Annotated in this window: 10 protein-coding genes; 4 read left to right on the top strand and 6 right to left on the bottom strand. The window is 42.7% G+C overall.

Going from position 1 to position 13923, the window contains the following annotated elements:
* Nucleotides 1-10 precede the first annotated feature (10 nt).
* Nucleotides 11-1186 carry a DUF3103 family protein gene (locus AAEU28_RS08825; RefSeq protein ID WP_421963770.1) on the top strand — a complete coding sequence of 392 codons (1176 nt, stop codon included), beginning with the start codon at nucleotides 11-13 and terminating at the stop codon, nucleotides 1184-1186.
* 117 nt (nucleotides 1187-1303) lie between these two features.
* Here AAEU28_RS08825 and AAEU28_RS08820 read toward each other — a convergent pair whose 3' ends face one another.
* The 5 genes from AAEU28_RS08820 to purL all read right to left on the bottom strand — a co-directional run bounded on the left by AAEU28_RS08820 (nucleotide 1304) and on the right by purL (nucleotide 9725).
* Entirely contained in the window at nucleotides 1304-1849 is a 546-nt protein-coding gene (locus AAEU28_RS08820) for a hypothetical protein (RefSeq protein WP_421963769.1), read from the bottom strand.
* Nucleotides 1850-2042: 193 nt separating this feature from the next.
* On the bottom strand, nucleotides 2043-2363 hold the full coding sequence (locus AAEU28_RS08815; protein ID WP_058029036.1) for a YdbL family protein: 321 nt from the start codon (nucleotides 2361-2363) through the stop codon (nucleotides 2043-2045).
* 10 nt (nucleotides 2364-2373) lie between these two features.
* A complete protein-coding gene (locus tag AAEU28_RS08810; protein ID WP_058029035.1) occupies nucleotides 2374-2553 on the bottom strand; it encodes a YnbE family lipoprotein in 180 nt (59 codons plus the stop codon).
* 9 nt (nucleotides 2554-2562) lie between these two features.
* Nucleotides 2563-5124 carry an intermembrane phospholipid transport protein YdbH family protein gene (locus AAEU28_RS08805; RefSeq protein WP_421963768.1) on the bottom strand — a complete coding sequence of 854 codons (2562 nt, stop codon included), beginning with the start codon at nucleotides 5122-5124 and terminating at the stop codon, nucleotides 2563-2565.
* 716 nt (nucleotides 5125-5840) lie between these two features.
* Nucleotides 5841-9725: a phosphoribosylformylglycinamidine synthase gene (purL, locus tag AAEU28_RS08800; RefSeq protein ID WP_421963767.1), complete on the bottom strand. Its 3885-nt coding sequence runs from the start codon at nucleotides 9723-9725 to the stop codon at nucleotides 5841-5843.
* 225 nt (nucleotides 9726-9950) lie between these two features.
* Between purL and mltF the strand changes: the two genes are divergently transcribed.
* Together mltF and AAEU28_RS08790 are read left to right on the top strand one after the other, a co-directional pair.
* Nucleotides 9951-11327, top strand: coding sequence for a membrane-bound lytic murein transglycosylase MltF (gene mltF, locus AAEU28_RS08795; protein WP_421963766.1), 1377 nt, complete (start codon nucleotides 9951-9953; stop codon nucleotides 11325-11327).
* A 153-nt stretch (nucleotides 11328-11480) separates the two neighbouring features.
* Nucleotides 11481-11660: a hypothetical protein gene (locus AAEU28_RS08790; protein ID WP_421963765.1), complete on the top strand. Its 180-nt coding sequence runs from the start codon at nucleotides 11481-11483 to the stop codon at nucleotides 11658-11660.
* Here the strand turns inward: AAEU28_RS08790 and tadA are convergent.
* A complete protein-coding gene (gene tadA, locus AAEU28_RS08785; RefSeq protein WP_421963764.1) occupies nucleotides 11648-12157 on the bottom strand; it encodes a tRNA adenosine(34) deaminase TadA in 510 nt (169 codons plus the stop codon). The genes AAEU28_RS08790 and tadA overlap by 13 nt on opposite strands.
* 419 nt (nucleotides 12158-12576) lie before the next feature.
* Between tadA and AAEU28_RS08780 the strand changes: the two genes are divergently transcribed.
* Nucleotides 12577-13881, top strand: a complete 1305-nt coding sequence (locus AAEU28_RS08780) for an inosine/guanosine kinase (RefSeq protein ID WP_138483571.1) — start codon at nucleotides 12577-12579, stop codon at nucleotides 13879-13881.
* Nucleotides 13882-13923: the final 42 nt, after the last annotated feature.

Raw genomic sequence — 13923 nt, 5'->3', positions numbered from 1 at the left:
AGGAAATCTTATGAATCACTTAATTAAAACAGCCTTAATGGGCTCATTATTGGCAAGCTTTTCCAGCTTTTCAGCAGACCTCGTTAAAACCACAAATGCGCTCTCTCCGCACCCTGAGCTCGACATAATTGACCAGTTTAATCATAGTACTATGCAGGTCACTGACATAAAGCGCGTACTGGCGAGCAATGTCGCGAGAGACTTAAAATCACAAAATAAGCATTGGTTAAACATGCTTAATAAAAACCACACTGCTAAGTTAAGCAAACTGCATTTAACCCAAAATAATCAGCAGTTGATGCAAAGCGCCAACGCTCGTACGCGTTCTCTAAAAGGCTTGGAACAAGAAAGCACTAACCTTTACCAACTTAGACTTGCCTCTGAAAAGATGCTTGAGCAATGGCAAGACGGTCAACAACCCATTATTGCGTTTGCTCCTAAAGGTGATGATAAAGATTGGATATACATTGAAGCATTTGACGCTGAGGGCAATGTACATCTGCTAGATGCGCATACTATGCCCTCTCAACCTGTTCTGATTTTAGAATTAGACGGTCAGCAAGTTAAAAAAGAAGGCCTTGCTATTATGCAGTCTATTTTTGAGCAAGCACGCAATCAGCCTGAAGCGGAATTTATGGCACAGCAAACAATGCAAGCGTCATCTATCTCTACATCAAAGCTCGATAGAATTCGCTTGAATGATGATGAAGAGCCTTGGATCTCTGGTAAAGCAGAAGTCTATGCGGTGGTGACTGGCGTAAGTCCATCTCGTGATGAGCCAATCTTAGACATCGTCGATATGCCATACCTAGATCATGATGGCACTGACTATACGCCAAACCAAATTCTGATCCATTGGGAGCGCTACCGCTGGCAGGCTGCCGATGTCTTGTTGATGGAGCAAGATGATAATACTAACTATCAAGACTTGGCGACGACATTTTTAGATATTGTTACTCAGGTGATGCGCGCAATACCAGACCCGAATGTACAAGGCTATGCGATTATTCCGCAATTAACTAACCAGTTAATTAAAGCCATGCCAAGTCACTGGTTTAGTAATGATGATGATTACCTAGATGTGTTCTACACACTATTTGAGGGTCAAACCTACAGTAATCATATGGGCGCCAGCAATAACGCAAGAATCACCTTAACACCGCTGACAATTAATCCTAGAAATTAAAAAACAATGATTTGAAAACATAAGCTTTAAAACTAGCAGCTAGACTCCCTGCTCTAACTGTAAAAGGCCTTAATTTAATGTTTAAGGCCTTTTCTTATTGTACAAATGCGTTTCTATTTAGCCATGTTGGTAACATCTATATGGCTTTGCTGTCTTGCGATTAATAATTTGTACTTGATCATGTTCTAAGCCTTCGAGACTGGGTTTAATGGCGCGTTCAAAACGCATTGACGCCGCTTCAATTCTTCTCGCTTCTTTTTCAATTGCACGAATATCGGCTTCGTGATGTCTCACTATTTGCTCTATTTTGCGTGCTAGCTGCTTTTGCTCCCGTAACTTCTGCTTATCTATTTTTAGCACATTGTCATCTTCATAGGTCACCGCATCAGCCAGCTCTTCTAGCTGCTCTTGATACACTTCTAGCTCTTCATCCATATCACGAACGGGCTTTTCAAGCCCTGTCATTGTGTCTTCGATATTTTGCAGTGCCTGATAGGCAGAAATCTGTGATTTAGACATAGGCATATCTTTTACTTTTTCACAGTCTTTAAATACTTGGATACGGTAATCAGAATCTACTTGTTTCTCTGGTGCAGCATTGGCAGCAACACATGCTGTTAAAACTGCGCTGCTTAATACGGTTATGAGGGCTTGAATTTTCATGGCAGTCACCTTTCCTGTTGATGTCATTGTTAATCAGTGTTTGAAAGGTTAGTCGCAGCGGTTTTGAAAAAAGTTTGAATAAATAAAAAAATGATAGAAACAAAAAAGCACAGCGCTTAAAGAGCTCACTGTGCTTTTAGCTTTTAGCTTTTAGCTTTTAGCTTTTAGCTTTTAGCTTTTAGCTTTCAAAATATTACTTCTTAACCCACTTGCCATTTACTTTTACAAAGTGGCCTTTCGCTGTTTTTTGCAATGCTTTTTTGCCAGCTTGTTGTTCGACCTGCGCTAAGGTAATACCGTGTTTTTTCGCTAACTGCTCATACTTTGCTTTACGCTTGGCATTGATTGAGTCAACTAGGCTTTTTGCATCAGCACTGTTTTTAACTGTAGCTAAATAACCCGATGCAGTTTCACCTACCAGCCCTTGAGATTTAGCCGCAGTTAAATCTAATGCGAAAGCTGAAAAGGCAAAACTTAAGGCTAAAATTGGCAATAAAAATACACTCTTTTTCATAACGTTCTCCTTAGAATAACTCACTGTCATCGCTAAATAAGTCATCTAGCTCTTTATCTACTTTTACTCGGATCTCATGATCTACTTTTACATTCAAATTAATGGTGATTGGTTCTTTGGTTTCTACTTGTACCTTGTGCGTACATCCCATAAGCACTAAGGCACTGAATAAAGCCGCTATCCACTTCATGGTGTTCCCCTATTGAGTTAAAGCTTTCTCTACTTGTTGACTAATTTCATCATTCAATCGTAACGCCTTAAATAAGGTGTAAATGTTTTCATGATGCGTGTAATTAAAATTCACAGGCTGTGCTTGGCTTTTGTTTTCGCCTTTAATATTCACACCCAATGTTAACCAACCGTCTTCTGTTAATGCCACATCACTGTGCAGCGTATCTATATCTAAATTATCTAGTAAGCCAATCACAGTCTTCAGTTGCGGCTGTTGGGCTTTGAGTGCATTCACTGATGCATTTTCTGACACACTCAACAAGCCCGCGCCTAAATTGTAGAGCTTACCTTCAGTGATACTCACTTTGCCATCGCGCACTTCAATAGGCAACTCGCCCGATACACGCCCAGTAAGCGTTACGCCCGCTTCACGACCCGCTTTAGCTAAAATTGCCAAATCTAAGTTTTCAGCTTTTGCTTCAATGCGTTGTGCCGCTTGTGAGAGTCGAACCTGATCCGCTGTAAGTAAACCATCAAACGCTTCTGCGGTAATGCTACTCAACCACGCCTTATTAGCTTGAGCCTGTAGATCTGCGGTAATGTTTGTTAGCACAGCACCTGAACGAAACTCGTCGATTGTCACTGTAGTTTTTGGAATATTAATCACACCTGAATTGACCTGCCCGGTGATTTTGCCTGATGCATTACTTATATAATGCATATCAAACAAGGCGGATACGTCGAATTGCACATCAAACTCAACATTCTGTGACACCAAATCACCACTTGCCACAACACTAGTGCTACCCGTTTCTATTTTTAATTTAGGTGCTACTTGTTCCAAGACTGGCTGTAAACCGGTAAGGTCTTGCTCAATCATGACAAGCTGAAAAGGCTGCGCTTTATTCGTTAATTCATGGCGAAACGATAGATTCATGTCGAGCACATCAATATCATGCTCAAAACGTATACCTTCATTAAAATTAACTTGAGAAGTGATATTCATATCTTCTACGATCAGTTCTGGAGTTGCAATCGCATCAAGTTGTGTTGTCAGTGCGAGCACACTGGTATTCATAAAATCTGGCATACTGCCTTTTAAGTTCAAGCTTTGTTGTATACCTTGAATTTGATTGTCTGCTTGCTTAATACCTTTTAACTGCCAGTCAGCCTCGAGGTGAATCGCATCATCGATGAGCTTTGATTGCCACTTTGCTTTGAGGTCTCGCCCCTGTACCAAAGGATGATTGAACGATACAAGTGATAGCTCCCCATCTGCTATCGCATTTATATGCTCTGAAAGGTCACCCTCTACATCAAGATTAAGTGTTAACTTGGGTAGTTTAAGTGCTTGACCTTGGCCGTCGATAAAGTCTACTTTTAGAAGCTCAAGCTGGTTACTTGTTTTAAATGATATGTCGCCGCCAAGCCTACCTTTCACATCAAGCTTTGAATCAAACTTGATATTCGCTTGTTCTATAGATGAGTTATCGATAAAAAAAGCAGGCATATTAGGTTGAATTAAACTAACAGATATTTGGCTTTGAAACGCTTCACCACTGATACCAATGGGCCCATCTAGCTGTAATGTGCCAATTAATGCTGTTTGATGCTTTAAACTAAACTGAGACCTAAAATTCTGGGTAAGCAATTCAGCCTCTACACTATCTAATTGAATCTGGGTTAGCGCACCATTTGAAAGTATGACTTGATCTGTCGACAAGACATTATTACGTAAAGACAACACGCTAGGTAATTGCAAAGTAACCTGCTCGGCCATTAAGTCAACAGCTTGAACACCCTGTGGCAAGTGTGTTTGCAATGCTTCAATGCATGCTAAGGCCTTTACTGTGTTGGTAAGCTCACTCAAATCAGCAACTGCCGCTCGATTTAACAAATCGACTTCACCGCTAATATTACCGAATGAATTTGCTGACACCGCGCACTCAGGTAAATGCTGCTCAGCCAGCACTTCAATATCACCATCAAATTTCAACTGTTGACCGTCAAATGCTGCGTTCACCGAACCTTCTAACAGCTTGACTTGCTCAGGCTTAAAAGCTTGTATTGCGTTACTTGCTAATGAAACTTGGTTTAGCGTTAGCTTATTTTTAAATATATTAACTTGGCCAATAAGATCACCATTGATTTCAAAGCGGTTGAGGCTTGGTTCATTAAGGCTCATTGATACAGGCTTTATTAATGGAGTACCTGACAAACTAATTTTTTTTACATTCAGCAGTGGACGCTCGTCAGGTAATACAAGATTAAGAGGTTTAAGTTGAGATGTCTCAGCGCTTGTCTCATTTGCTTGCTTTAGCGCAATATTCAACTCTGCTAAAACAATATTTGACAAGTTGATGTCTGCATTTATTAATTCAACGTATGCTGCAGAATGTTCAATACATGCCCGCTCAACCTTGATAGAACCCAGCCCGGTAAGCGACCAATCTATACAACTGAGCTCTACATTGGCATCAACCAAATAAGGCGAAGCTATTTTGGCAACCAATGCATTTCTAAATCCATAAAGACAAATTAGGGCTGTAAATAAAAATACACTTACCCAAAGCAATCCCTTTTTAAACATAGCACCCTGACTAATAAGAATTAAACGCCGCTATTTTACCTACTTTTGTGATGTTTGTATCAGCAAAAATGTAATCAGATGTAGGTGTTATAAAAAATTTCTCGCTTGTATTATTTCATTCATTTTTAGGCAACACAAAAAGGCCGCTTTCGCGACCTTTCTAACGAGTTATAAATTAACTCAATTAACACACATTTTTACGTGCATTACGGAACAAACGCATCCATGGGATATCATCGTTCCACTCTTGTCGTAGGTATCGCTACCAAGAGTTAGCTTTCTTCAAGAAACAAAAAAGGTCACCGAAGTGACCTTTCAATTAAATCAAATTGAGGCAGTGCAGACTAATTCGTCCTGAAGCTGCGGCCCGGTGCGTTACGCAGTAATCGTCATCCATGACTCGCGTAAAACACGCTGCGAAACTTCGATGACTTCAGGCATCCTGCCTTTCGCCCTTCGGGCCAGCTTTGCTGTTCAAAAATATTCCCGATATTTTTGTCGGTCTTAATTTTCATATACAAAAAAGGCCACCTTAGTGACCTTTTTTCATCTAACTAAACGATTAGCCGATGTTCTTTCTAGCGTTGCGGAACATGCGCATCCATGGGCTGTCTTCTTTCCACTCTTCTTTTGGATATCGCTGCCTAGAGTTAGCTTTCTGTAAGCAACAAAAAAGGCCACCGAAGTGACCTTTTTTCATGCTACAGAATTCTCAATTAACCCACGTTTTTACGTGCGTTACGGAACATACGCATCCACGGGCTGTCCTCTTTCCACTCATCTGGGTGCCAAGAGTTAGCGACTGCACGGAATACACGCTCTGGGTGTGGCATCATTACTGTTGCGCGACCATCAAGTGATGTAATACCTGTGATACCTTCTGGAGAACCGTTCGGGTTGTTCGGATATTGCGTAGTTGGGTTACCAAAGTTATCAACGTACTGAACTGCAACTGTGCCAGACTCTAGTGCTGCTTTAACTGCTGCGTCGTTTGCAAACTCAGCATGACCTTCACCGTGAGATACTGCGATAGGCATACGAGAACCAGCCATACCTTGGAAGAATACTGACGGGCTTTCTTGTACTTCAACAAGACTGAAACGTGCTTCAAAACGCTCTGACTTGTTAGTTACAAAACGTGGCCAGTGCTCAGTACCTGGGATAAGCTCTTTCAGTGTTGATAACATCTGACAGCCGTTACACACACCTAAGCTAAACGTGTCTTGACGCTCAAAGAATGTTTGGAACTGTTCGCGTGCCATGTCATTGAATAGGATTGACTTAGCCCAACCTTCACCAGCACCTAGTACGTCACCGTAAGAGAAACCACCACAGGCTACAAGGCCTTTGAACTCTTCTAGCGTTAGGCGACCTTCAAGAATGTCACTCATGTGTACGTCAACTGCTGCAAAGCCTGCACGGTTAAATGCCGCTGCCATTTCAACGTGTGAGTTAACACCTTGTTCACGTAGGATTGCCATCTTAGGCTTAGCACCCGTTGCGATGTAAGGTGCAGCTACGTCTTCGTTTAGGTCAAAGCTTAGTTTTACATTAAGACCTGGATCTTTTTCGTCAAACTTTGCATCAAATTCTTGCTTAGCACATTCAGGGTTATCACGAAGTGCTTGCATCTTGTAAGTTGTTTCAGCCCAAATAGTACGTAATTCAGTACGTGTATTTGCAAGTACTGCTTCGCCGCCACGGTTGAAGATTACTTTGTCTTCAGTGTTTAGTGCACCGATAGTATGGCTGATTGCCGCAAGGCCGTTATCTGCTAAAACAGCTTCAACTGCTGCAAGGTCAGAGTTGCGAACCTGAATGACCGCACCTAGCTCTTCGTTATAAAGTGCTTCGATGTCAGAACCTGTTAGGCTATCAAGGTTTACAGTTACACCTGTACGACCGGCGAATGCCATTTCAGCAACAGTTGTGAATAAACCACCGTCTGAACGGTCGTGGTAAGCAAGTAACTTCTCGTCAGCTACAAGTGCTTGCATCGCGTTGTAGAAGCCTTTTAATAGCTCTGGGCTATCAACGTCAGGCGTCTTATCACCAAGCTGCTTGTAAACCTGTGCAAGGCTTGATGCACCCAGTCGGTTTTGACCTGCACCTAAATCAACTAGGATTAGGCTTGAGTCACCTTTATCAGTGCGAAGCTGAGGTGTTACTGTTTTACGAATGTCTTCTACACGACCAAATGCAGTGATTACTAGAGAAAGTGGTGCTGTAACCGCTTTGTCTTCACCGTCATCTTGCCATGTTGTCTTCATTGACATTGAGTCTTTACCAACTGGGATAGTCAGACCTAGTGCTGGACATAACTCTTCACCTACTGCTTTAACTGCTTCGTAAAGACCTGCATCTTCACCAGGGTGACCTGCTGCTGCCATCCAGTTTGCAGATAGCTTGATGTTCTCAAGACCACCAATGTTTGCGCCAGCAATGTTCGTTAACGCTTCTGCTACTGCTAAACGTGCTGATGCACCGTAGTTTAGAAGTGCTGCAGGTGTACGCTCACCCATAGACATTGCTTCACCGTGGTATGTGTCAAACGCAGCTGCTGTTACTGCACAGTTTGCTACTGGTACCTGCCATGGACCAACCATTTGGTCACGAGCCACTAAACCAGTCACCGTTCGGTCACCAATGGTGATAAGGAATGTTTTCTCAGCAATCGTTGGTAGACGAAGTAAACGCTTAGCTGCTTCTTCTACGTTGATGCTGTCAGTGTTAAGTGCTTGGCCTTCAACTTGCTTTGACTCAACGTCACGGTGCATCTTAGGTGCTTTACCAAGTAATACTTCAAGTGGCAGGTCTACTGGGTTGTTATCGAAGTGACTATCAGCAACTGTTAAGTGACGCTCTTCTGTTGCTTCACCAATTACAGCGTACTGTGCACGCTCACGCTTACAGATTTCTTCAAAACGTGCGAAGTCTTCTGCTGCTACTGCCAATACGTAACGCTCTTGTGATTCGTTACACCAAATTTCGTGTGGTGCCATACCCGGCTCATCGTTCGGGATGTTACGTAGTTGGAATTTACCACCTCGGCCACCGTCGTCTACAAGCTCAGGGAATGCGTTTGAAAGACCACCCGCGCCCACATCGTGAATAAACGCGATTGGGTTTTCGTCACCTAGCTGCCAACATTTGTCGATAACTTCCTGACAACGACGCTCCATTTCTGGGTTTTCACGCTGTACAGAAGCAAAGTCTAAATCTTCGTTTGACTGACCAGATGCCATTGATGATGCAGCACCACCACCAAGACCGATGTTCATCGCAGGACCACCTAGCGCGATTAGCTTAGCGCCAACTGGGATCTCACCTTTTTGAACATGCTCAGTACGGATGTTACCAAGGCCACCTGCAAGCATAATTGGCTTGTGGTAACCACGCACTTCTTCACCATTATGGCTGTTAACTTTTTCTTCGTAAGTACGGAAGTAACCAAGTAGGTTAGGACGACCAAATTCGTTGTTGAACGCCGCGCCACCTAGCGGGCCGTCAATCATGATATCTAGTGCATCAACGATGCGGCCTGGCTTGCCGAAGTTAGTTTCCCAAGGCTGCTCGAAGCCAGGAATACGAAGGTTAGATACAGTAAAACCAACAAGACCTGCTTTTGGCTTAGAACCACGACCTGTTGCGCCTTCGTCACGAATTTCACCACCAGAACCAGTTGATGCGCCAGAGAATGGTGCAATCGCAGTTGGGTGGTTGTGCGTTTCAACCTTCATCAAGATTTCAATATTCTCTTGATTGTAGCTGTACTCGCCTTCTTTATTTGGGAAGAAACGACCCGCTTTAGAACCCTTCATTACTGCTGCGTTATCTTTATAAGCAGACAGTACGTTTTCTGGGTGCGTTTCGTAAGTATTCTTGATCATTTTGAACAGCGACTTAGGCTGTTCTACACCGTCGATTGTCCAATCGGCGTTGAAAATTTTGTGACGACAGTGCTCAGAGTTCGCCTGTGCGAACATGAATAACTCGATGTCGTTCGGGTTACGACCTAGTTTTGTGAAGTTTTCTACTAGGTAGTCAATTTCGTCGTCAGCTAGTGCGAAACCTTGCTCAACGTTTGCCGTCACAAGTGCTTCACGGCCACCGCCAAGAATGTCTACTGATGACATTGGGCGCGGCTCTTCAACGCGGAATAACTGACCTGCATCTTCAAGGCTGTTGTGAACAGACTCAGTCATGCGGTCGTGTACTAGCTTAGCAACGTCATTTAGTTGCTCTGCGCTTAGCTCACCCTCAAAATAATAAGCAATACCGCGCTCAACACGGTGAACCTTGTTTAAGCCACAGTTGTTAGCGATGTCAGTTGCTTTTGATGCCCACGGAGAAATGGTACCAATACGTGGTGTTACTAGAATAAGTGCACCTTGAGGCTCGTGTTCGGCGATAGTTGGGCCGTACTTAAGTAGTTTATTTAGCTTGTCTAATTCCGAGTCGCTCAGCTCTGCAGTTAAGTCTGCAAAATGCATAAACTCAGCATAAATACCAGTTACTGGTAAATTCGCGTCAGAGCAGGTTTTAAGGATTTTTTGAACTTTGAAATCAGAAAGTGCTGGCGCACCACGTAAAATCAACATAGGTTATTTCATCCGGGGGTTAAGGATTGAACGATATTTAGGGCCGCTATTATAGTCGAATTCATGGCTAGTTTTAACTGTAAAATTATAAAACTGCCAAAAATCGTAGAAGGTTCTTTAATAGAGCTAAAAAACACTTTTACTTCATAGTGTTAGATTTCTCATTTTGCATCTACTCAGAACTTTGATAGTTTAGTTTTATTAATAATCTCACGCTTTGTCTTCATGCAGTTAAAACCATTGCTCGCACTCATCATTTTTATATGGGTTTTAGTCGGATGTGATAAACCGCCTATGACGCAGCTTGAGCGCGTGCAACAAAAGCGCGAATTAAAGGTGGGCACGCTGGCGGGACCTGCTAATTTTTATCAAGCGCAGCAAGGCGAACAAGGCTTTGAATATGAGTTAACACAAGCGTTTGCAAAGTCACTTAACGTCAAACTTAATATCGTGCCGTTTTATAGCTTGCCAGAGCTTTTCCAACGTTTGGACAGTGGTGATTTAGATCTTATTGCCGCCGGACTCAGTTACCACCCACAACGTGGCGAGCATTATCGCTTTGGCCCAAGTTACCGAGCCATTAGCCAAAAGCTAGTTTATAAACAAGGACCAAGACGACCAAGAAACTTTGAACAAGTCGATGCACCTATTACTGTATTAGCAGGCTCAAATCACTTAATTAGCTTACAAGAAGCGAAAAAAACATATCCCAATATTGAAATAAATGTTGTTGAAGATGTGGATGAAGAAGAACTACTACAAAACATCATTGACGAAAAAATTAACTACACAATTGCTGATTCTCACTCTCTTGCCCTTTTCCGCCGCTACCACCCAGAAGTCAGTATTGCTTTTTCGGTCACAAAACAAGATTCGATCAGTTGGATAATGCGAAAAGACCCCGATGATTCGCTCTACGCACTACTGATGCCATTTTTTGACAAAGTAAATCAAAACGGGAAATTAGCAGAGCTTGAAGAAAAATACTTTGGCCATGTAGAAACATTTAACTATGTAAACACCCTCGCCTTTGTTGAGGCTACGAAAGAAGTACTCCCCAAGTACCAAGCATGGTTCGAAAAATACTCAGAACAAAGCAAATTAGACTGGCGATTATTAGCCGCATTAAGCTACCAAGAATCCATGTGGAAGCCGCGAGCAAAATCACCCACAGGAGTACGAGGGATAATGATGCTAACGCAACCAACAGCAAAACAAGTCGGTGTAAAAAACCGCCTTAAACCTGAGCAAAACATTAGAGGGGGGGCAATTTACTTAAGTAAACTGATCAAACGTGTTCCCAAGTCCGTACAATATCCTGATAATGTTTGGTTTGCGATGGCGTCTTACAATGTGGGCTGGGGGCATGTGAATGACGCACGTAAAATTACAGAGCAACAAGGTGGCGATCCAAGCCGCTGGGCCGATGTGAAAAAACGACTACCACTGTTGGTTAAAAAGCGCTACTATCGAAAAACACGATATGGATATGCACGTGGGGATGTGGCAGTTCAATACGTTGATAACATCCGCCGATATTATGATGCGCTGGTTTGGTTAGACGAAAACGGTGCGCTCAATTCAGAAAACGGACAAAAGTGACGCTTTCGGTCGCGTTGTCACATATTTGCAATCATTCCCTGTAATTCTGCCAATCGTAATATCAATCAATTTTCTTAAGTAATGAGTTATCTTGATTGATATAAGTACCAAAGACATTGGTATGGTTTAATCTCTCACAATTAGGAGGTGTCGATGCTTAAAAGACGTCGTACTCACCAATTTAAACGAAACACTTCTCATACGTCACCAAATCGTAGACGTGTTTTGACTAAAAATTCGCACAAGAAGGTGCTAAATCGAAGAAAAGCGTTCGCCATCATGCAAATGGATGAAATGGCAGAAAAAAATGAATCAGCAGCTCAGCCTTCTTGAGCTGCTTGTTTTGCTAGCTTTTTCGCTTCTTTAATTTCTTTTCTGCGGCGACGAAAAAATGCCGATAATTTTTCTGCACACTGCTCAGCCATCACGCCTGAAGTCACTTCTAACTGATGGTTTAATTTAGGCTCTCTAACGATATTCATTATAGACCCTGCAGAACCCGTTTTTGCATCAGCTGCACCATACACTAAGCGCTTAATACGGCTATGAACAAGCAAACCAGCGCACATAGGGCAAGGTTCAAGGGTGACATATAAAGTGCAATCAATCAGGCGATAATTCTCGATTTTTTTACCGGCTTCTCGCACAGCCATCATCTCAGCATGGGCTGATGGATCATGGTTACAAATAGACTGATTCCAACCCGCGCTGACAAATTCACCATCTTTCACTAACACAGCCCCAACAGGAATTTCATTCTGTTGCTCAGCTTTATCAGCATATTCTAGCGCCTTTTGCATCCAGTATTGATCTTGCTCGATTTCTGTCATTAGTGTCTGTTACTGCTACTATTTAGGAAGTTTAAGCGCAAATATACCACATTTAATTGCAATATTTGTCGATTTGGCATGGCTCAAGCTCCCGCATTTAGGCTATAATTCGCCGCTTTTTTTATTTCTTGAGCTATTATACCCGAACAATCTCAAGATAAATGACTCAGAGCGTGGCGTTCTGTTTCAGTTCGAGGAAAAGGACGCAGCGTAATGACTGGTCCTTTCCAAGTTCTTTGACGAAGAAATGGGACTGAAGACGCGCTCCGAAGGCGAGCTTGATTGGCTTTCATACTGCGTTGTCGATTTTCGATTTAGTCCACTAGATCTTCAAATCGATGCCTTGCCTGAAAGCCAATCAATTCTCGCTGAGCCACGTATCTTGAGTTCGTTTGGGTATACACACACACGGGTAACACATGAAATTTCCGGGACGCCGCAGGCATAAACATTATTTTCCGGTGGAAGATAAAGACCCACTACTAGACCAGATCAGTAGTGAAGATGGGCTTAAGCGCAGTTACATTTGCGGCATAGACCAAATCGTTGTCGATATCGAAGCCAAAGTTGATCAAGCATTTCTTGATGAATTTGGCCTGCAACGAGGTATGTCACAAGTCATCGAAAGTGAGGTGACAAACGCGTTATATGACCGTCTTAAACGCGAAAATATGATCGATTATGAATTTGCAGGTGGCACCATAGGTAATACCATGCACAATTACTCGGTGTTAGCCGACGATCGCTCAGTACTGCTTGGTGTAATGAGTGAAAACATAAAGATTGGTAGCTACGCATACAAGTTTTTATGTAATACCTCTAGCCGAGTTGATCTGGATTATTTGCAACCAGTTGACGGCCCTATTGGTCGCTGCTTCACATTAATTGACGATACCGGGGAGCGTACATTTGCGATCAGCCCTGGCTTAATGAATCACTTAAAACCTGAGTCAATTCCAGAGCAACTTATTGCAAATGCTTCAGCACTGGTGATTAGCGCATACCTAATGCGCACATCTGGTGATGAGACGATGACAGAGGCAACACTTCAAGCTGTTAAATACGCCAATGAAGCCAACGTTCCGGTTGTTTTGTCACTTGGTACCAAATTTTTAATCGAGCAAGATCCTAAGTGGTGGGCTGAGTTTGTTGAAAAACATGTCGACATCTTAGCGATGAACGAAGAAGAAGGTGAGGCAATCACGGGCTTCAGCGATCCGCTATTGGCTGCTGACAAAGCGCTTGATTGGGTTGACCTTGTTATCTGTACCGCCGGCCCGAAAGGCCTCGTCATGGCAGGTTACGTTGATGATGAATTCAAACGTGAAACAGAATACCCGCTATTGCCTGGTGCCATTGCTGAATTCAACCAATATGAATTTTCGCGATCTATGCGCAAAGATGCATGTGTTAACCCGATTAAAGTTTACGCACATACAGCGCCTTATATGGGTGGTCCTGATTCAATTAAAAATACCAATGGTGCGGGCGATTGTGCGTTAGCTGCAGTATTACATGACTTATCAGCCAACGAATACCATAAAATGAATGTGCCAAATTCAGCAAAGCACGAGCATACTGCTATTACTTACTCATCATTAGCTCAGATCAGTAAGTATGCAAATCGTGCAAGCTATGAAGTGTTAGTACAGCACTCTCCTCGTTTATCGAGAGGGTTACCTGAGCGTGAAGATTCATTAGAACAAGCGTATTGGGAACAATAAGCAGATTTGTACTAAAACAAATTAAACTTATAAAGCCGACTA

The organism is Pseudoalteromonas sp. SS15, assembly GCF_049257195.1.
Classification (GTDB): domain Bacteria; phylum Pseudomonadota; class Gammaproteobacteria; order Enterobacterales; family Alteromonadaceae; genus Pseudoalteromonas.
This window is presented reverse-complemented; position numbering and strand designations above follow the sequence as displayed.